At 71.5% G+C, this 22,421-nt stretch carries 2 protein-coding genes; both read right to left on the reverse strand.

Features of this window, described 5'->3' with window-relative positions; translation table 11 throughout:
• Positions 1-5 precede the first annotated feature (5 nt).
• Positions 6-13,469, reverse strand: a complete 13,464-nt coding sequence (locus tag ACEN9Q_RS13610; protein ID WP_495628829.1) for an SDR family NAD(P)-dependent oxidoreductase — start codon at positions 13,467-13,469, stop codon at positions 6-8.
• A gap of 33 nt (positions 13,470-13,502) precedes the next feature.
• The gene (locus tag ACEN9Q_RS13615) at positions 13,503-22,271 is read right to left on the reverse strand and encodes a beta-ketoacyl synthase N-terminal-like domain-containing protein (RefSeq protein ID WP_495628830.1); all 8,769 of its coding nucleotides are present in this window, start codon (positions 22,269-22,271) and stop codon (positions 13,503-13,505) included.
• Between the last annotated feature and the right edge of the window lie 150 nt (positions 22,272-22,421).

A 22,421-nucleotide genomic window follows, 5' to 3' on the forward strand; every position in this document is an offset into this window, starting at 1 on the left:
ATTCTCTAGGCTAAGTTGGCACCCGTGATACGTTCCGGGCGGTGCGGTGAACGATGGTTGGCAGGCTGCGACTTGAAGGCCCGTACGCAGAACTGTTTCAGCACCACCAGGACCAGGCCTCTTTCGTTCGCGATCCTGATGTTGAATTTCCTGATGTCCGTGCTGCCCGTCGACTGCGGCCCGGCCTCTTCCACGTGCACGTAACAGGTGCGCGCCAGGGGGTGCAGGATCTCGACGTCGTCGATCGCAAAGGGCAGGTACGGCACCGACGCTTCGCCGCCGCCCGCCAGGCCGGCCACGGTCTGCAGGGCGCCGTCGATGATCGCCGGATGGAGGGTGTATTCATCGAAGCCCTCGCTCAAGTCGTCCGCGACCGACAGGATCGACAGCGCGAACGACGCACCGGCATGCAGCGTCTGCATCGTGCGGAAGGCAGGTCCGTAGCCGATGCCCGCTTGCGCGAACCGCCGGTAATACTCGCTGCCGTCCACCGTGCGCGACGACGCGCGGATCAGGTCCGCGACCGGCAGATGGTCGTCGCGGCCGGATTCGCCGGCGCCGTCGTCGAACCGGAGCACGCCTTCACAATGCACGACCTTCTCGCGGTCCGCATCGTACGAGGTGATGATGTACCCGGCATCGCCGTCCGCGGGCTGCAGCGACACCTGGACCGGCTGCTGCGCGTGGGTGAACACGAGCGGCTGCACGAAGACGACGCTCTGGATGCGGCGCACGTTCCTGCCCGCCGCCAGCGCCCCGGACGCGCAGGCCATCTCGAGCAGTCCGGCGCCAGGGAAGACGCGCCGCCCGTTCACCTGGTGGTCGCGCGCATAGAACGCGTCGCCCGACAGCATCGACGTGAAGCTCACTTCCCGCAGCGTGGACGAATTGTGCGAGACCAGCGGATGCAATGCGGCAGGTTGTTGCGCGCCGGGCCGCGGGGCCTCGTCCACCCAATGCCGTTCTTGCGCAAACGGATAGGCAGGCAGCGGAACACGCCGCGCCGCGCGGTGCGGATCGAGGTCGTCCCAGGCGATCGTGCGGCCCTTCACCCAGGCCTGCGCGAGCGCTTCCAGGTCGCGCGCCTCGGCCGCGTTGTCGGGGCGCTTTGCCGCGCTGCGCGGATCGACGCTGCCGCGATGGATGCCGGCACACGCCTCGTCGGCCGTCCAGCGTTCCAGCGTGGCGGCCAGGCCGGCCAGGTCCTGCGCCACGAAGGCGAGGCGCTCGGGCATGGGTTCGCGGGCCGTCTGCAGGGTGTACGCCACGTCCGCCAATCCGGTCGCGTGGTGCTTGCGCAGGTGGGCCAGCAGGCGCGCCGCCAGTTCGCGCAGGCTAGCGCCGGTCCGCGCGGACAGCACGATCAGCTGCGGACCGGCGGCAAGCGGCCGCGTCGCCGGCGCCTGCACGTATTCTTCGAGCAGCACGCACGCGTTCACGCCGCCGGCCCCGAACGAATTGACGAGGGCGCGGCGCGGATGCGCGGCCGCGGGCGTCCAGTCGGCCAGCCGCCGCTGCAGGTAGAACGGCGAGCGCTCGAACTCGATGTCCGGGTTCGCGACATCGGCATGGATGGACGGCGCCAGTTGCCGGTGCTTCATCTGCAGCAGGACCTTGGTGACCGCGGCGACCCCCGCCGCGGATTCGGCATGCCCCACGTTGGCCTTGACCGAGCCGAGCGCGCAGAACTGGCGCCGGTCGGTCTCGCGGCCGAATGCCTGCGCGAGCGCGGCGACTTCGAGGCTGTCGCCCAGCTGCGTGCCGGTGCCGTGTCCTTCGACATAGCCGATCGACGCCGCCGCGACGCCGGCCGCGGCCAGCGTGCGGCCGATGAGGCCCGCCTGCGCGTTCGGACTGGGCGCGGAATAGCCGTTCGAGCGGCCGCTGTGCTCGAACGCGCTGGCCCGGATCACCGCGTGGATCGTGTCGCCATCCTCGATCGCGCGGGCGAGCGGCTTGAGGATCAGCGTACCGACGCCCTCGCCCGGCACGAATCCGTCGTCGCCGGCGCCATAGCTGCGGCACTTGCCTTCGCGCGCCAGCATGCGTTTCCGGCACAGGCCCTGGTATTTGGACGGATGGAGATACAGGTTCACGCCGCCGGCCACCGCGACCTGGCACTCGTTGCGCCGCAGGCTTTCGCACGCCAGGTGGATCGCCACCGACGACGACGAACAGGCGGTGTCCACCGGCATGCTCGGTCCCTGGAAGTCGAAGAAGTAGGACACGCGGTTCGCGATCGACCACGGCAGCGCGCTCGCCGCCGTCCCTTCGCTCGCCAGCAACTGGTACGAATTGGTCGTCACGCCGACGAACACGCCCACGCCGGCGCTGCGCGCTTTCGGGAACCGCCGCTTGAGGCTCTCGCGGGTGTAGCCGGCGTCTTCGAAGGCGGACCAGACCGACTGCAGGAACAGCCGTTCCTGCGGGTCCATCGCGGCCGCTTCCGCGCGTTCGACGTTGAAGAACGGCGCGTCGAACTTGTCGACGTCATCGAGGAAGGCGCCCCACTTGCAATAGATCTTGCCGTCCGTGGCCCGGGCGGGGTCGGCGTCGTAGAACCGCTGCGCATCCCAGCGTTCGGCCGGCACGGGGCCGACCAGGTCGCGCCCCGCGCGCAGGTGGTCCCAGTAATCGTCCAGGTCGCGCGATTGCGGATAGTAGCCGTGCACGCCGATGATCGCGACCGGTTCCGCGCCGTCCGCCGGGCGTATCGGCTGCGCCGCACCAGGTACGGCCGGCGCGTCTTCGGCGACGGCCACGGGCACGGACGCGGCGTCGCCGAACAGGTTCGCCAGCGCATCCGCGTGCTCGCGCACGAAATACCGCGCCAGGTCGTCGATGGTCTCGTATTCGTAGAACAGCGTCTGCGGCAGCGCGCCGAACGCGCGGCCCAGGGCCTCGTTCAGGCGGCCCACCGCAATCGAGTCGATCCCGAATGCCTCGAAGCGCTCGCGTGCATCGATCCGGTCCGGGGCGAGCTTGATCTCGGCGCCGAGCAGGCCCTTGAGGTAGTCCTGCATCTGCGCCAGGCGCGGCACCGGATCGGCCGGCGCCCCACCGACGCGGACCGCTGCAGCCGCGACGGCGACGGGTGCCGCGCGCCGCGCCATGTAGGCGCCGACCTTGGATGGGATGCCGTACAGCGCGATCGCCTGTGCCAGTCCGGAACCCAGCAGGTCCTCGAGGCAGCGGATGCCCTCGCCCGTCGGCAGTGGATGCATGCCCATCCGGCTGGCGGAGAACGCGAGCGCCTCGGCCGGGACGGTCATGCCGCCCTCTGCCCAGTACGGCCAGTCGATGGCGAGCGTCCTTCCGCTGCGCCGGCCCGCCAGCCTCAGGGCTTCCCGCTGCTCGGCGAACGCATCGAGGAAGCGATTGGCATAGGCGTAGTCGCACTGGCCCAGGTTCCCGAACGCGCCGGCGACCGACGAGAACAGCACGAACAGGTCGAGCGCCTCGGCGCGGGTCGCGCGCTCGAGGTTGAGCGTGCCGTGGACCTTCGGCGCCAGCACCGCGTCCAGGTCGTCCGGGGTCTTCTTGAGGAGGAAGGCGTCGCGCGTGGTCCCGGCGCCATGGAACACGCCATCGATGCGCCCGAACCGCGCCTTCGCCTGGCGTACGACCGACTCGACATCGTCCTGGCGCGCCACGTCCGCCTGCAGGTAGACGGCTTCGCCGCCCGTCGCCGCGAGGGTCGCGACACGCGCCGCGTTCGCGGCCGACAGCGCCGAACGGCCGACCAGCACCAGCCGGGCGCCGACATGGCGCGCAAGGTAGCCCGCGACGATCCAGCCCAGTCCTCCCAGGCCGCCCGTGACCAGGTACACGCCGCCCTGCCGGAGCGGCATGTCCGTCGCCCGGTTGGCTTCGTACGCAACGTATTCCCGCACGTGACGGACACCGGCACCGAGGTAACCGATTTCTCCGGCGGCCCAATCGTCCCCGCCCAGCTCCGCCATCGCGATGCGGACCTGCTCCGCCGGCCCGGCCGCGTCGGAGCGCATGTCCACCACCTTCGCGTCGTAGCCGGGATGTTCGAGGCTCAGGCTCTTGTAGAAACCGGCGAGCGCGGCGCCGAACGGCATGCCGGCATCGTCGCCGCCGTCGAAGAACGACAGGAACCGCACCTTGCCGCCGGCCTTCCGGCCGATCAGCGCCTTGCACAGGTTCTGCAAGGCGCCGACCCCGAGCCGCAGCGCCTCGCCGGCATCGGGCGATGCATGACGATGCAGGACGGCGCGCGGGAGCTGGTCCCGGTCCTGGAGCGCGGCCAGCAGCTGGCCGAACTGCGCTTCGCTGCCCGGATCGAGCGTGAACACGCCCGGCGCGATTTCGGCGAACGCGTTGCCGGGGAGCGCCAGGGTGATGCCGCTGCCCTCGACCTGCCCTTTCAGCACGGCGAAGAACGCGTCCGAGCCGTCGAGGACCAGCAGCGGCCCGGCCGGCGGCGTCGCGCCGGCAAGCGGCCGCGCCGTCCACTGCGGGCGGTAGTACAGCCGGCGCGGCGCCTCCGCGACGGCGGGCGCCACCGGGTGCGCGGCCGCGGCCTGGACCCAGTAGCGCTCCTTCGCGAACGGGTAGGCGGGCAGGCTCACCCTGCGCGGCGCGGCGCCGGCGTGCAGCGGCGCCCAGTCGATGGCGGCGCCCATGGTCCACAGCGTCGCGGCCTTCGCCAGGTCCCCGTTGGCCAGCAGGCCGCGCAGGAACGCCTCGCCGGCTTCACCCTGGATCAGTTGGCCGGCGTCGTAGGCCCGGTCGTTCGCATTCGCATGGAACACGTCGTCCGGCTCGCGCGACGCGCTCCAGCCCACCAGCTTGTCGTGCAGCTGCGCGACGCTGGACGCGATCAGCGCCAGGCGCGCCGGCATGTGGGTGCGGCCGACCTGCGACGTGTAGGCGATGTCGCCCAGCGGCAGGTCCGGGCGCTCCGCGAGGAAGGCGGCGACGCCGGCGGCATGGCGCGCCAGCCCGGCCGGATCGCGCGCGGACAGCAGGAACACGTGGGGCGTGCGGGCATCGGCGACCCGGCGCGCGGGCCGGGTATCGACATGTTCTTCCAGGATCACGTGCGCGTTGGCGCCGCCCGCGCCGAAGGAACTCACCGCCGCGCGCCGCGGCTGCGCGCCGCTGCGCTGCCAGTCGGCGAGCGTGGTCTGCACGTGGAACGGGGAGTTCGCGAAATCGATGTTGGGATTGAGCGGCTCGGCATGCAGCGACGGCACGAGCTGGCCATGCTTGAGCTGCAGCAGCGCCTTGGTCACCGCGGCGATGCCGGCCGCCGCTTCGAGGTGGCCGATGTTCGACTTGACGGAACCGATCGGCAGGCGGCCGTTGCGGCCCGCGTGGGTGGCGAACGCCTGTTGCAGGCCGGCGATCTCGATCGGATCGCCCAGCGACGTGCCGGTGCCGTGCGTCTCCACGTAACCGAGGCTGTCCGGCTCGACGCCCGCCTTCTTCATGGCGTCCAGTATCAGGTCGCCCTGGGCGGTCGGATTGGGCACGGTGTAGCCATTCGTCTTGCCGCCGTGGTTCAAGGCGCTCGCGCGGACGACGGCGTAGACCTGGTCGCCGTCGCGCAGCGCATCGTCGAGGGGCTTGAGCAGGACCGCGCCCACGCCCTCTCCCGGCACGTAGCCGTCGCCGCCCGCGCCGAAGCTGCGGCAGCGGCCATCGCTCGCGGCGAATTTTCCCTGGCTCAGGTTGAGATACTTCTGCGGGTGGATCGACAGGTTCACGCCGCCGGCCAGCGCCGCATCGATGTTCCCGCGCCGGATCTCCTCGCAGGCCAGGTGGATCGCCGTCAGCGAGGACGAGCACATGGTGTCGAGTGCGATGCTGGGGCCGCGCAGGTCGAAGAAGTACGAGACCCGGTTGGCGATCGAGGCGTGGGACGACGTCGGGATCGCGCCCGACGCGGCATCCGCGCCGTACAGCTCATAGTGTCCCCACATGGCGCCGACGTACACGCCGACGTGCCGGCCCGCCAGGCTCTCGCGGCTGTAGCCCGCGTCCTCGATGGTCTGCCAGGCGGTCTGCAGGAACAGGCGCTCCTGCGGGTCGATGATCTCCGCTTCGCGCGGCGAGATGTTGAAGAACAGCGGGTCGAACTTGTCGACGTCGGCCAGGAAGCCGCCCCATTTGGCATAGCTCTTGCCGGCCTTGCTGCGGTCGGGATCGAAATACCGCGCATGGTCCCAGCGCTCGGGCGGCACCTCCGTGATGCAGTCGCGGCCGGCCTTCAGGTTGTCCCAGAACTCGGCCAGGTTCCCGGCCATCGGATAGCGGCCGCTCACGCCGACGATCGCCACGTCGCGTTCGCGCCGTGCGTCGGGCGCGGGGAACCGCCTGGCGCGGTGCGGAACGGCCAGCGCCGGCGGGGCCGCGGCCGCGGCAGCCGGTTGGGCCGCGGCCGCGCCGGCGGGATCGAGCACCCGGCGCACGGTCTCCGGGAACGAATTGAGCAGATAGCCGGCGAGAGCGGCGATCGTCTGGTATTCGAAGAACAACGTCTTGGGCAGCGAACCGAAGGTCTGCTCCAGCACATTGGTCAGCTTCATCGCAACGACCGAATCGATGCCGTAGTTTTCCAGCGGTGCGCGCGGGTTGATCTTTTGTGCGGGAACCTTCAGCACGTCCGCGAACTGCCTGCGCAGGTAGTCCGCGGTCCGTTCCGGCAGACGCGCGTCGCCGCCGGCCGCAGCCGGCACCGCGGCGACGGGCGTCGGCACGGCCGCGGCGGGCGTGCGCCGCACCGGGCCGGCGAGCACGCGCCGCAACCGCGGCAGGTCGCCTTCCAGCACCAGCGCCTGGCCGTGGCTTGAGGCGAGGCTGCGATAAAACGCGGCGATGCCGGTGCCGGTGCGCAGCGGCCGCGCGCCGCTGGCCTGGAACAGCAGCTCGCGGCTCGCCGCGTCGATCTGCATGCCGCCTTCCTGCCACAGCGGCCAGTTGATCGCCACGGTCCGGCCGCGCCTTTGCCCGCTGCCGGCCAGGCGGTTGCGATAGGCCGCGAAGTGGTCCATGAAGCCGTTGGCCGCGGCGTAATCGGCCTGTCCCACATTGCCCAGGGCGCTGCTCACCGACGAGAACAGCACGAAGAAGTCCAGATCGACCTCGGCGGCCGCCCGGTCCAGGTGGACGGTGCCGGCCACCTTGGGCGCCAGCACGGCGCCGAGCTGGGCGTCGGACTTCTGCAGGATGAAGCTGTCCGCGGTCATGCCGGCGCCGTGCACGATGCCGTCCAGCCGACCGTGCGCCGCGACGATGGCGGCGACCAATTGCGTCACCTGCGCGGGGTCCTCCAGGTCGAGCTGCCGGTACGTGACCCGGCCCGCGCGTGCCGCGAGCGTATCGAGCTGCGCCTGCTTGCGCGCGTCCAGCGGGCCACGGCCGGTCAGGATGACCTTGGCCCGCGACGCCTGCTTCACGATCTCGCCCGCGAACAACAGGCCCAGTCCACCCAGCCCGCCCGTGATCAGGTACACGCCATGGTCCTTGAACGCCACGTCGGCGGCGCCCCCCTCGGACGGCACTTCGCGCCAGCGCAGGACCTGGCGCGCGCCCTGTTCATACCTCACGAGCACGCCGTCCGACCGCCCGTCCTGCCGCAGTTGCGCCGCCAGCCCGGCAACCGGCGTATCCGGCGCCGCCATGATCAGTTGCCCGACGAAGCCGGGATTTTCCAGACTCGCCGTCCTGAGCATGCCGGACAGGCCGGCCAGGATCTCGCCGCCGTCGCGGCCCGGCACGACGACCTGCAGCAGGACCGTGCCCTGCGCCCCGCGTTGCAGATGCGTGCGCAGTTGGCCGAGGAGCGCCGACGCATGGTGCAGGTAACGCGCGGCCAGCGAGTCGTCGTCCGGCGCGTTCGACGCCACGCAGCGGGCGCCCGGCAACAGGCTTTCGAGCGCAGCGACGTCGACGCCCTGCAGGTCGCACAGGAGGACGTGATGCTCCGCCGGCGCATCGGCCGCGGCAACCGGCGCGGCGGGCTCCCATGCCGGGACGGCGAACAGGCGGCCGACGCCGTCGTCCACGGCGCCCGGCTGGCCGCCCAGGGCGCGCGAGCACAGGTCGCGCATCCGCACGCAGACGCGGCCCGCGCCGTCGCACAGGTCGATGTCGAGCTTGACCACCGCGTCGCCCGGCCCGCTGCCCTCGGCATACCGGACCCACGCCAGCATCTCGCTCGCACAGGGGGCCAGCACGTGCAGCGCGCCGAGCGCGAACGGCACGCGCGCCTGCCCGGCCGGCTCGTCCTGCCAGTCCAGCAGGCCGATCGCTGCCTGCAGCGCGCCGTCCATCAGGCTCGGATGGAGCAGGTAGTCCGATGCGCCGGCCTGCAGCGCCGTCGGCAGGCGCAGTTCGGCCAGCGCCTGGCCATCACCCAGCAGGATCGACTCGATCGGGCGGTGCGCCGGGCCGTAATCGAGGCCCATGCGTGCATAGGCCGCATAGACCTGCGCGGCGTCGAGCCGGCCGCGCCGCAGCGGCTGCCGGACCTGCGCGACGTCGATCTGCTGCGCGCCCGCCGGCGCGGCGACGGCCACCCGGCCCTGGCAATATGCGATGCGCTCGCCCCCGGACTCGCCGCAGATCTCGAAATCGACCTGGCCGTCGTCGTCCGGCGACAGCGCGATCTCCGCCTGCGTGTGGCCGTCCACCACGAGCGGCCGCGCCCAGGCGACGTTGCGGATCTCCAGCGCCGGCGCCGGGTCCGCGGCATGCAGCGCCTGTGCGACCGCGGCGCGCGCCATCTCGAGGAAGGCGACGCCGGGCAGCACCTTTTGCCCCGCGGCGGCGCCGATGGTCACGCGATGGTCGGCCAGGAAGAACTCGAAACCGGTGAGCGTCGTCCGATAGCACTGCTGCGCGAAATCGGACGTGTTCCGGTGCAGGAGCGGGTGCAGCACGGCGCCCCGTCCCGCATGCGTTTCCGCCGCCCGCTCGATCCAGCAGCGCTCGCGCGCGAACGGATACGCCGGCAGGCTCACGAAACCCGGCCGGCGCGCGCCGTACAGCCGGTTCCAGTCGAGCTCCAGGCCGCGGGTCCACAACTCGGCCAGCCGCGCAAGCTTGCGCGCCGCGATCCATTTTCCTATCGTGTCCTGCAGGTCGGCGTCGGCCTTGAACAGCGCCACCGCATCGAAGCCTTCCGTGGCCTGTCCGCGATAGCAGTTGTCGAGCGTCTCGTCGCCGTCCAGGCAGGCCTGCAGGTCGCGCTCCAGCTGGCCGACCGAGCTCACGATCAGGGCCAGGCGTTCTTCCATCGCTTCGCGTCCGGTCTGCAACGTGCAGGCCACCGCATGCAGGTCCACCTTCGCCTCGCCGCGCCGCACGAACGCAAGCAGGTCCTGCATTTTTTGCGTCAGCTGCTCCGGGGTGCGCGCGGACAGCAGTACGGCCGCCGGTTCACCGTCCGCGTGCGGCGCGGGGTCGGCCGCGACGTATTCCTGCACCACGAGGTGGGCATTCGAGCCGCCGGCGCCGAACGACGAGATGCCGGCGATGCGCGGCAGCCGCTTGCCGTCGACCTGGGGCTGCTCCCACTCGCGCAATTCCTGGTTGACGACGAACGGCGAGTCGTCGAAGTCGATATTGGGGTTGAGCGCGGACGAATGCAGCGACGGCACGATCTGGCGGTGCCGCATCTGCAGCAGCACCTTGGTCAGGCCGGCGATGCCCGCCGCCGATTCGGCGTGGCCGATATTCGATTTGGCGGAGCCGATCAGGCAGGACCCGTTCTCCGTGGCGCTGCGCCGGAAGACCTGCGCGAGCGCCGCGATCTCGATCGGGTCGCCCAGCTTCGTGCCGGTGCCGTGCGCTTCGATATAGCTGATGTGGCGCGGATCGACGCCGCATTCCTTCAACGCACGGGCGACGACGCTGGCCTGGGCCTGGGGATTGGGCACCGAATAGCCATTGGTCTTGCCGCCGTGGTTCAGGGCGCTGCCCTTGATCACGCCGTAGATGTGGTTGCCGTCGCGCTCCGCGTCGGACAGCCTTTTCAGGATGACCGCGCCCACCCCTTCCGCCGGAATATAGCCGTCGCCGCCCACGCCGAAACTCTGGCAGCGGCCATCGCTCGCGATGAACTGGCCGGAACTCAGCAACAGGTATTTGTTCGGATGGATGGTCACGTTGACGCCGCCGGCGACCGCCGCGTCGGTGCGGCCCTGGCGCAAGTCCTGGCAGGCCAGGTGGATGGCCGTCAGCGAGGACGAGCACATGGTGTCCACTGCCATGCTCGGCCCATGCAGGTTCAGGAAGTACGACACGCGGTTGGCGATGCTCGCGTAGCTGGACGGCGTCACCATGCGCTCGCCGAGCAGGCTGCTCTCGGCGCCGAACATCTGGTACTCGCCGTACATCACGCCGACGTACACGCCGACCTGGCCGGCCTGGTCGTCCCCGTGCGGCATCTGCAGGCTGGCGCGCGTGCACCCCGCATCCTCGAGCGCCATCCACGCGTGCTGCAGGAACAGGCGCTCCTGCGGGTCGATGCGCTCGGCGTCGACGGGTGGAATATTGAAGAACAGCGCGTCGAACTCGTCGACGCCGTCGATGAAGCCGCCCCACTTGCTGTAATGGCGGCCGCCGGCGGACCGGTCCTCGCTGAAGTGGTCGCGCCAGTTCCAGCGCTCCGGCGGAACCTCGACGATGCTGTCCTTCCCGTCGCGCAGGTTGCGCCAGAACTGATCGACGTCCGCCGCGCCCGGATAGCGTCCGCTCAGGCCGACGATGGCGATCGCGTCGAGGTCCGCGGCCGCGCCGCGCGCGACGGGACGGCGGGCGGCGGCGCGGGCGCGGGCCGGACCGGCGACCACCGGCTGCGACGGCGCGAGCGCGAGCGCGAGCGCGGGCGCCGGCGCCGGCGCGGCCGGCATCGCCGCAGCGTCGAACAGTGCTTCCAGCCGGCCGCGATGCTGCGCGACGAAGTAGCCGGCCAGTTCGGACAGCGTCTGGTATTCGAAGAACAGGGTCTTGGGCAGCGCACCGAAGATGGTCTCCAGCTCGCCCGTCAGGTCCATCGTCATGATCGAATTGATGCCGTACTTCTCGAACGGCGCGGCGGCATCGATCCGGTTGGCGGGCAGTTTGAGCAGGGACGAGAGCCGCTTCTTCAGGAAGCTTTCGGTACGCGCCCGCAGGTCGGCGCCGCCCGCCTGGCCGCCATTGACCGTCGCGGGCTGCGGCGCGGAGGCCTCGGCCGCCGGCTCCGGGGCGAACAGCGCCGCGCGCACGAGGCGCAGGTCGCCCTCCACGACCTGCAGCTGGTCGTGCGCCAGCGCCAGACTGTGGTCGAATGCGCGCAGGCCGGTACGGCTGCGCATCGGCACCAGGCCGGCGGCGCGCTTCAGTTGCGCCTGCGTCGCCGCGTCGGCGCCCATGCCGCCGTCTTCCCACAGCGGCCAGTTGACTGCGCGCGTGCGGCCCTGGCGCCGTCCCTGCCGCACCAGCGCGTTGCGGTATGCGGCAAAGCGGTCCATGAAACCGTTGGCGGCGGCGTAGTCGGCCTGCCCGGCATTGCCCGTCACGGCCGCGCCGCCGGAGAACAGCATGAGGAAGTCGAGCGCGACGTCCTGCGTCGCCGCGTCCAGGTTGACGGTGCCGGCGACCTTGGGCGCGAGCACCTGTTCGAATTCCGCCGCCGTCTTCTTGAGGATGAAGCCGTCGCCGGTCATGCCCGCGGCATGGAGGATGCCGTCGAGGCGTCCATGCTGCGCGACGACGCCCGCGACGAGCGCGCGCACCTGGTCCGCGTCGCACAGGTCGAGCTGGCGGTAGTGCACCTGGCCGGTGTGCGCGGGCAGGTCTGCCGGCGCATACGCCGCGGCGCGGCCGGTGAGGACGACCGTGGCGCCGCGCGCCCGGTCGAGGATCGCGCGCGCAAACAGCCCGCCCAGCGCGCCCGTGCCGCCGGTGATGAGATACACGCCCCCGTCCTTGAACGCGGGCGCGGGTTCTTCGGCGGGCATGTCCAGCTCGCGCCATGCGAGCACCTGCCGCTCGCCCTGCACGTGGCGCACGACCCCTGCCTGCGCACCGGCGGCCTCCGCCTCCAGCTGGCGCGCCGCTTGCCGCGCATCGGCCGCGGCGTCAAGCACGATGACCTGGGCGGCAAGCAGCGGATTTTCCAGCGCGGCGGTCTTGAGCAGGCCCACGAGGCCGAGGAGCAGCTCGTCGGCCGGCGTGTGCGCGAGCACGAGCTGCACGAGCGTGCGCCCCTGCGGCCTGGCGGCGAGCAGCGCCTGGACGTGCAGGAAGCAGGCGGATGCGGCGTCGCGGTAATAGTCCGCCAGGTCGCCGTCCGCGGCGCCGGGCAGGCGCACGCAGCGCGCGCGCGCGCTGGCGGCCTGCAGCGCCGCCACGTCGGCGCCCACCGCCGCGCTGACGAAGACGTGGCGCTGCGCCCATGCCTGCGGCCCGCCCTGCGCGAGCGCGGCGGCCTCCCATTGCGGGGCCGCGTACAACACGCCGGCATCGGCTTCCTCCTGCAAGACCCGGGACGTGAAGCCGCGCAGCTGCGCGCAGACCTTGCCGTCCCCGTCGCACAGGTCGATATCGAGCTTCGTCACCTTGTCCGCGGGCGCGCTGCCCGGCGCGAACCGCAGCCACGCGAACATGCTGGGCGTACACGGCGCGAAGACCCGCAGCGATTCCAGCGCAAACGGAAGGCTCGGCCGCGCCGGCACGTGGTCGATGTCGTCGATGAAGCCGATGGCCGACTGCACCGCGCCGTCCAGCAGGCTCGGATGCAGCACGTAGTCGCCGAGGGTGTCCGCCACCACGGCCGGCAGTTCCAGGCGCGCCAGCACCTGCCCCGCGCCCTGGTGCAGCGCCGTCACGGCCCGGTGCGACGGGCCGTAGACGATCCCCATCCTGCCGTAGGCCGCATACACCTGCGCCGCATCCAGCTGCCCGCGCGTCATCTCCTCCTGCAGTTGCGCGACGTCGAGCCGGGGCTGCGCCGCCGGCGCCAGGACGGCGGCCCGGCCCTGCGAATGGACCAGCGCCTGCGCGCCGCCCCCGGCCGCGGCCGCGTGGCTGCAGACTTCATAGTCGACCTGTCCGTCGCCCGGATACAGCGCCAGCGTGACCTGCGCGCTGTCGTCGACGACGACCGGCTGCGCCCACACCACGTCGGAAAGGCAGATATCGCCGTCCTCGCCGGGCAGCGCCGCCGCGAGCGCGGCGCGGACCATTTCGAGGTAGGCCACGCCGGGCAGGACCTTGCGTCCGCCGACCACGTGGTCGCGCAGATAGAACGCGCCCGCGTCGAGCGTGGTGCCGTAGCTGTGCTGGTTCAGGTCGGCCGTATTCCGGTGCAGCAGCGGATGCAGCACGCCTGCGCGCGCCGCGCCCTGCGCCTGCCCGCGAAACTGGGCAATCAGCGCCAGGGCGTCCGCTTTCGACAGCCGCTTGCCCGACAACTCCCCGACCACATAGTCCACAAAATCGATCATCACACTCTCGCTATATCGTTGTTCCGGGATGGCCTAGATGGCGATCTTCTTCAGCACCGCGCTTGCCAGGTCCGCCGCCAGCGCGCCCTGCTCCACCTGGTCGAGGATGCCGGCGATCGACGCCAGGTCGCCCTGCGCCGCGGCCGGGGCCGGACCGTCGATCCGGCAGCGTTCCCGCGCGAACGGATAGAGCGGCAGGCCGATCCGGTCCGGCAGCGCGCGGCGGCCGGCGTACAGCAGGCGCCAGTCCAGCTCCAGGCCCCGGGCCCAGAGCGCGGCGAGCTTGTGCAGCTTGTTGCCGTTCACCCAGTTCAGGATCGCGGCCTGCATGTCCTCGTCGTGCTGGATCACCTGCAGGCCCCCGTTCCTGCCGTCCGCCCTGCCGCGGAAGACCGACGCGCCGTCCGGGGTCCCGTCGAGGAAGGCGGCAAGGCCGCGTGCCAGCTGGTCGAGCGAACCGGCCACGAAGGCCACGCGCTCCTCCATCGGCTCGCGCGCCACCTGGAGCGTGTACGCGATGTCTTCCAGGCGCATGGCGCGGGTGCGGATCGCATCGAGCAGGTCGCGCACCTTCTGCCGCAGCGGGTCCTGCCCGCGCGCGGACAGCGGCACGATGACCGTCGCGTCTCCCGCTTCGCCGTCCGGCCGCCGCGCAGCCGGCCGCACGTGCTCCTCGATCACGACGTGGGCATTGGTGCCGCTGCGGCCGAACGCGCTCACGGCGCCCATGCGCGGCTTGCCGTCGATGCCCTGCCACGTGGTGGTCGTCTTGTTCACGTAGAAGTCGCTGGCCGCCCAGTCGATGTAGTCGTTCTCTTCATCGCAATGCAGGCTCGCGGGTATCCGGCCGTGTTCCAGTCCCTTCAACAGCGCCACCACGCTGACGAGGCCCGAGGCGGCCATCGTGTGGCCCAGGTTCGATTTGCAGCTGGTGACGGCGCACTTCGTCCGGCGCGGCGCCGTGGCGAGCTTCCGGAAGGCGTCGTTCAGGGCATTGATCTCGACCGGGTCGCCGAGCCGGGTGCCGGTGCCGTGCGCGACGACGTGGGAGATGTCGCCGACGTCGATGCCGCTGCCGGCATACACGCGCTCGATCAGGCTGGCCTGGGCCCGGCCGTTCGGCGCGGTGACGCCGTTCGTCTTGCCGTCGAAATTGATGCCGCTGGCTTTCACGGTGCCGTAGACATGGTCGCCGGCCTCGATGGCGGCCGCCAACGGCTTGAGCATCAGGACCACCACCGCGTCGCCGACGCCGATGCCGTCCGCATCCTTCGAAAAGCTGCGGCATTGCCCATGCGCCGACAGCATGCGCGCCTCGCTCATCCTGAGCCACGCCTTGGGCGACAGGTTGAGCGCGACCGCGGCCACCAGCGCCGCGTCGCATTCGCCCTGGCGCAAACTCATCGCGGCCTGGTGCAGCGCGACCAGGCCCGAGGAGCACGCGGTGTTGGTGGCGATCGCCGGCCCGTGCAGGTCGAGGAAATAGGACAGGCGCGACGAGATCATCGCGGCGCCGGCCGTCGTCACGCCCTGTGCGTCCGTGACGAGGCTGTACTGGCTCTCCTCCATGCCGACGAACACGCCGACATTGGTCCCGCGCAGCGCACCCGGCGACGTCCTCGCGTCCTCGATGGCGCGGTAGGCCTCCATCAGCAGCAGCCGCTCGGCGGGGTCCATCTCCTCCGCCTCGGCCGGAGAAATCTCGAAGAACAGCGGGTCGAACTCGTCGACGCCGTTGACGAAGCCGCCCATATTCGTGCTGATGACGTTGCCGACGTGGCCGGGCGCGGTGAAGTAGTCGCGCCAGTCCCAGCGCGCGGCCGGCACTTCGGTCACGCCGCTCCTGCCCTCGGCCAGCAGGTTCCACAACTGGTCCACGTCGTCCGCCTGCGGGAAGCGGCCGGCCATGCCGACGATCGCGATCGGTTCCTGCCGCCGGTCCGCCGGCGCCGGCGCCGGCGCGAACCGTCCCGCGGCCGCCGGCCGGCTCGGCGCGGCCGGTGCGGGCGCAGGCACCGGCGCCTGCGCGCCCTGCCCCTGGCCGTACAAGGCCGCGAAGTGCGCCTCGTGGTCTTGCGCGAAGTGATCGACGAGCTGCCCGACGGTGGCATGGTTGAAGAACAGGGCCGGCGTCACGTCCAGCGACAGGTGGCTGGACAACAGCTTCGCCAAGCCCGCCAGGCTGATGGAATCGAACCCGACGTCGGCCAGATTGGTCCTGTCGTCGAGCCGCGCCGGATCGATGCCCGCGCTGGCGCACACCAGCCGCCGCAACTCGGCGCGCAGGCGCTCGCGGACCGGGGCGCCCCCGGCGACCGCCGGCAGAGCCAGTGCCGGCAGCGCTGCCGCCAGCGGGCGCCGCGGCTCGGCGGCGCCGTAGGCACGGGCCAGGAACCGTTCCACGCGCGCCGGCTCGCCACGCATGACCAGGGTCTGGGTGCGCTCGGCGTGCAGCAGGTCCTCGCAGATGCGCAGCCCGTCCCGCGCACCCAGCGCCTGCTGGCCGCTGCTCTTGAGGTAGAAGGCCGCTTGCGCCGGATCGCCGGCGCCCATGCCGCCGCGCTGCCCCGCTTCCTGCGCCCAGAAGGGCCAGTTGACGACGACCGTCTTCCCCGCGCACCGGGCCTGCCGGCGCCACTCGCCGTACGCCATCTGGAAGCGGTTGGCGATCGCGTAATCGCACGCGCCGAAGTCGCCAAGGATGGCGGCGGACGACGAGAACAGGCACACGAAATCGAGCGGCTGGTCCCGCAACGCCTCGTCCAGCAGCATCGTGCCGGCCGTCTTCGGCAGCAGCACGGCATCGATCTCGGCGCGCGCCTTGTGGCGGAACGGCCGGGCGGCCTCGATGCCCGCGGCATGGAACACGCCGGACAGCGGCAAGCCCAGCGCCCCCGCCCAGCGCAGCACCTGCGCGGCGTCGCCGACATCGACCGCCGCGTACTCCGCGTGCGCGGCGCCGGCCTGGCGCAGGCTGGCGAGCTGCGCGTCGATGTCCGGCGACGGCGCCCGCCTGCCCAGCAGCACCAGCTTCGCGTTGTACTCGCCGGCCAGGTGCCGGGCGAACTTCATGCCCAGCGCGCCGCAGCCGCCCGTGATCAGGTAGGCGCCGCCCTGCTTGAGCAGCGGCGCTTGCTGCGCACCGGCCTGCACCGGCCGCAAGGCGAGCACGCTGCGCTGCCCGTGTCGGTACCAGATCACGCCGCCCGAGCGCTGCGCGTCGACCAGCTGCGCCGGCGTGGCTGCCGGTCCGTCCGTGTACAGCAGCGCGATCTTCACGTCGGGGAGCACCAGCCGGAGCGAACGCTCGAAGCCGATCCACGCGTAATCCCAGGCCGTATCGCGTTGCGCCGGATCGTACTGCCCGACCAGCACGACGTCCTCCACCAGGGCGCCGCAGGCCTGCACGGCGCGGAACAGCTCGAACAGCAGGTGGACGCCTTCCTGCCCGCGTCCCCTGGCCCACTCATGGACGACCGCGACCGGTTGCGCGTCGGCGCCCGCGGCCTGGCGGATGGCGGCCTCGATATCGGCCGTCCGATCCACCACCAGCCTGGCGCCGGGAACGGCCGCCGAACCGGCGTCGCCGAAGATTACCGTGGCGCCGGCGTCCGCCGTCCGCGCCGCGCCGGCGGCCGCCTCTTCGGCGCGCCAGTACTCCTCGAAATACAGCGCGCCGGCCGGATCCGCCGTGGCGGCCGCCTGTTCGACGAACCGCGCCTGGCCCGTGCAATGCACGCCGGCGGCGCTCGCGATCTCGACGCCGACACGATCCGCCGCGTGCGGGGCGAGCTCGATCCGGATCTCGGTGCTTCCCGCCGGCGCAAAGGGCACATCCCAGGCGACGTCGGACAGTTCGACGGCCTCCCCTTCGCGTTCGGGCGAGGCCAGCGCCACCGCGGCGCGCGCCATGTCGAGCAGGTCGTCGCGCGTCAGCGGCGCGGACAACACCGACGCATAGCGCTGGCGGCTCAGCGTCGAGGTATTCCGGTGCACCAGCGGGTGCAGCAGGGCCTGTTCGTCGCCGGCGTCGATCCAGTAGCGTTCCCTGGCAAACGGATAGGTCGGCAGGACGATGCGCCGCGGCGTGGCGTCGCGATAAAACAGGTGCCAGTCGAGGTCCAGCCCCTTGGTCCACAGCGCCACCAGCTTGGCGAATTTGTTGTGGGCGAACCAGTTCGCGATGATGGTCTGTTTCAGCTCGTCGTCGTCGCTGATGAGCGTCAAGCCTTCCTTGTTGGCCCGGACCCTGCCGCGCCAGGCATGCGCGCCGTCCTCGCGGCCGTCGAGCCAGGCCTGGATTTGCTCCGCCAGCTGCGCCGTCGATTCGGCCAGGAAGCCCAGCCGCTCCTCCATCGCCTCCCGGCCCACCTGCAGCGTGTAGGCGACGTCCGCCAGCGCGCACGACTCGCCCGCGCCGCGCAGGAAGGCCAGCAGGTCGCGCGCACGCTGGCGCAACTGTTCCTCGGTCTTCGCCGACAACGGCACCAGCGCCACGGGCGCCGCGGGCGCGGCCTGCGGACGGGGACGCGCGGCGTATTCGGCCACCACCACGTGCGCGTTGGTGCCGCTGTAGCCGAACGAGCTGACGGCCGCCTGGCGGCGCGCGCCACCCTCGGGCGTCCAGTCGCGCAGCCGGTCGTTGACGTGGAACGGGCTGTCCTGCAGCCTGATGTGCGGGTTCAGGCGTTCGAAGTGGATCGTGGGCGGCAACTGCTTGTGCTGGAGCGCCAGGACCGTCTTGATGAACGACGTCACGCCGGCGGCGGTCAGGCAGTGGCCGATATTCGATTTCACCGATCCGAGGGCGCAGTATCCGGTCTTGCCCGTATGGTCCCGGAACGCCTGTTTCAATCCCTCGACCTCGATCGGGTCGCCCAGCGGGGTGCCCGTGCCGTGCGCTTCGACCAGCTGGATGCCGGCCGGATCGATGGCGTGCCGGCGATAGACGTCCCGCATCAACCGCGCCTGGGACAGCGGATTCGGTGCGGTGATGCCGTTGGTCCGGCCGTCCTGGTTGACGCCCCAGCCCCGGATCACGGCGTGCACGACGTCGCCGTCGCGTTCCGCGTCGGACAGGCGCTTGAGCAGCACGGCGCCCACCGCTTCTCCCGGCACGAAGCCGTTCGCGCGCTGGTCGAAGGTATGGCACTTGCCGTCGGCCGACAGCATGCCCGACTGCGCGGTCATGATGTGCATGGCCGGGCCGGCGCCGACGTACACGCCGCCCGCCAGGGCCAGGTCGCTGGCGCCGGACACCAGGCTGTCGCAGGCGGTCGCAATCGCCACCAGCGACGACGAGCAGGCCGTGTCGATGGCCATGCAGGGCCCCTGCAGGTCGAGGAAGTAGGCGATGCGGGCGGACAGGATCGAACTCGCATTGCCGGTGAAGCCGTGCGCGCTCAACTGGCTCGTGCGCGACAGCAGTCCGTAGTCGTTCCCCGCGGCGCCGACGAACACGCCGCAGCGGCTGCCCGCCAGCGCCTTCGGGTTGTAGCCGGCGTGCTCGATGCCTTGCCAGCACGCCTGCAGGAACAGGCGCTGCTGCGGATCCATCGCCTTCGCCTCGACCGGCGAGATATTGAAGAACAGCGGATCGAACCGGTCGTAGTCTTCCAGCTGGCCGAGCCATTTCGAATTCGTCTTGCCCGGCGCGGGTTCCCCGGCCTGGAACCACCTCGCCACGTCCCAGCGTTGCGGCGCGACCTCGCTGATGCAGTCCCTGCCTTCGGCGATGTTGCGCCAGTATTCGTCGAGGTTCCTCGCCATCGGGAACTGGCCGGCCATGCCGATGACGGCGACCGGTTCCGGCACGCCCGCGGCGCGCGGCGCGGCCGGCGCGGCGGCAGGCGCCTGCCGGCGCCAGGAGACGAGTTCGCGCACGGGCGCGGCCGGCGCAGGCGCGGCCTCCGGTGCCGCGGATAGCGGCGTGCGCAGCTTTCTCGTCTCCAGCTCCGCGAAGTCCGGCATGGCGCCGGCGGCGCCGCGGTCGTGCGCGACCTCCCGCACGTGGCGGCCCAGCTTCGCGAGCGTGGGATGGCTGTAGACGATGGTGGCGTCGAGCGACAGGCCGAAGTGCTCGTTCACCTTGCGCATCCAGGTGACGCCGGTGATCGAATCCAGGCCGAGGTCGGACAATTGCGTGTGCTCGTCGAGTTCCGCCTCGTCCAGGTGCAGTTCGCGCGCCAGCAGGCGCCGGATCGTCGCGACGACGGCGGCCGGCGCGTCCTCGGGCGCCGCGGCGGCGACGGGTGCGATCGGCGCGAGCGACACCGTCACCTGCCTGTCCGGCGCGGGCCTCCCGCGTCCGAGCTTGCCCGCCTCGATCTCCGCGAAGTCGGGCGCGCCGCCGGCGGTGCCGCGCGTTTCCACCTGCTCCTTCACGTGCGCGCCCAGCCGGGCGAGCGTGGGAAAGCCATAGACGATGGTCGCGTCGAGCGCGAGGCCGTACTCCAGGTTGACCTTGCGGATCCAGGTGACCCCGGTGATGGAATCCAGGCCCAGGTCGGTGAACTGGGTGTGCTCGTCGAGTTCGTCCTGTTCCAGGTGCAGTTCGCGCGCCAGCAGCAGCTTGAGCGTGCCCACGACGTCCGCCGCCTGCGCGGCCGTTGCACCTGCCGGCGCCACCGCCAGTCCGCCGGCCTGCTGCCCCGAACCGAAGGCGGCCTGGATGCGCTGCAGCGTCTCCGCCTGGCCGACGAAGGTGTGTTCATGCATCGCCAGCTCGCGCCGGCACGTCTCGTCCAGCCGCCCGCGCAGGTGCCGGCACAGGTGATCCTTCATCCGGACCAGGCTTGCGCGCGGGTTGTGCGCCAGCGTGGCCGCCAGCGCCATGGCGGCATCGCGCAACGCCGCGCGCGGGTGCACGGGCAGCGCCAGTCCCCGTGCGCGCAGTTCGGCGCCGTCATGTTCGCAAGCGGTGAACAGGCTGTCGCGCGCCAGGTCGCGGCCCATGCGATCGGGCAGGACCAGCGTCGCGCCGACGCCCGGCGTGAAACCATACGCCATGTAGGGGCTGACGTATTTGCCTTCCTCGCACAGCAGTGGGAAATCGGCGAACAGGCCCATCGACAGGCCCGCGCCGATCGCGTGTCCCTGCATCGCGGCGATCACGGGGATCCTGCAGTCGAGCGCCAGCCGGAACGTCCTGTCGTCGGTGAATTTCAAGGTGCCCTGCTGGATCGCTTCGAGCGCTTCGCGCGTGCCGCCGGATGCGAAATACGTGTCGTAGCCGGTCAGCACCACGACCTTGTAATCCCCGGCGTCGATGTGCGCGAACGCTTCGGCCATGCCGCGCACGAACGCTTCGGAAAACATGTTCTTCGATGCGCGGTCGTGCATCGTCACTTCCACGATGCCGCCGGGATGGGCGACGGCGGAGACGACGCTGGACGCGAGCGCGATCGGGCCGGCGGCCGTGGCCTCCCCGTCGGCGACCGGTGCCGCTGCCGGCGCCGGCAAGGCGCCGATGTGCTCACGGAGGATCGCGCTGGCCCACTCCTTCCACGACCGCACGGCTGTCCACGGCCAGGCCGACCAGTCCCCGGCCAGCGCCAGCGCGCGCGCCGGCGCCTCGTGCGCGGGCGCGACGGCGAGCGGCCCGGCATGCCGCCGCAGCTCGCTGCCCGCGCAGGCCGCGCCGGGCAGCAGGATGTTCCGCGCCGCGTCCGTGCCCAGACGCCACGCGAACATGCAGGCGGCAAGCCCGGACACTGCGTCGCCGTGCAGCAGGCTCGCGGCGCCGTGGCGGCCATCGTCGTGGTACACCACGCGATCGCAGCACTGCGCCACCAGCCACGCCTTGCCGTGGGCGGCGGGGTTCAGGACGGCGACGACCGGCAGTGGCGCCAGCAGGAACACGTCGCGCAGCGCCGCCACCGTGCCGGGGTCCGTGTCGGCGTCGGCCTCCGGCAGGAAACCGGGATAGTCGCTCGCGAGCACCACCGCGCGGTAGCCCGAAGCCGGCTCCAGTTGCGCGAACACGGCGCCCAGGTCGGCGGCGAGCGCACGGCCGGTGTACTTCTTCTTCATGCCGACCCGGACGACCAGCGTCGCGCCATGATCGGTGTCCAGCCGTATGTGCTTGCCCGGCGCCGCGATCCGCGCGTTCGGCGCATCTTCGGCGTCCGCATGTTCCGGCGCCGGCGCCAGCGCATCCGCCAGCGCCAGCAGGTCGCGTCCCAAGTGCTGCTTCAGCAGCCGCAGGCTTTCCGGGGTCTTGGCGGCCAGCTGCGCGGCCAGTTTGTCCGCGTGCGCATCCACGTCGCCGTCCGCCAGCACGGGACACGGCCAGCCCAGCGCCCCGAGTTCCTGGCCGGTGCGCCGCCGCAGCAGGTGCGTGGCGTGCACCGGCCCGAAACGTTCGACCAGCAGCCGGTCTTCCCCGGCGGTGTGGAACGTGGCGCCGTCCGGGCAGGCGTAGCCATAGCTGGCGGTGTCGCTGCACACGAGGAAGTCGCACAGGGCCGCGAGCAGGAATCCCGCGCCGATGGCGTCGCCGCGCACGGCCGCGACGAGCGGATACGGAAAGGCGGCGACGGCCCGCACCAGGCCCCGCGCCAGCGCGTCGTCGACGGCCGCGCGGCCGCCGCCGGCAAGGCTCGCGCCGCCGGCGCGCAGCACCAGCACCTTCGCCGCCGGGTCATGCCGCGCCGTGTCCAGTGCCGCCGCCAGTTGCGCGGCCAGTTCGGCGTCGAAGCCATCGCGGCCGGCGACGCGAAGCGACAGGATGCCGTTGCCGTCGTGTTCGAGCGTGACGGCGGAAGGCGTACCGTTTCCTTGCTGGAGATCGTCAGGAGTCATGTGAGAACTTGAGAGAGCCGACGGTGGCGTCGGGAGCGGGCCGGAAGCCGGGCAGGCTCCGCCGTGTAACGTCACGTTTGCGTGCGTCACTCGGGAGCGGTTTGATGAGGCGACGCGAAAACTGTATCGCGCGCTGTGCGGAAGGAGAAC

The sequence above is a fragment of the Massilia sp. Masssp93 genome (assembly GCF_059491295.1).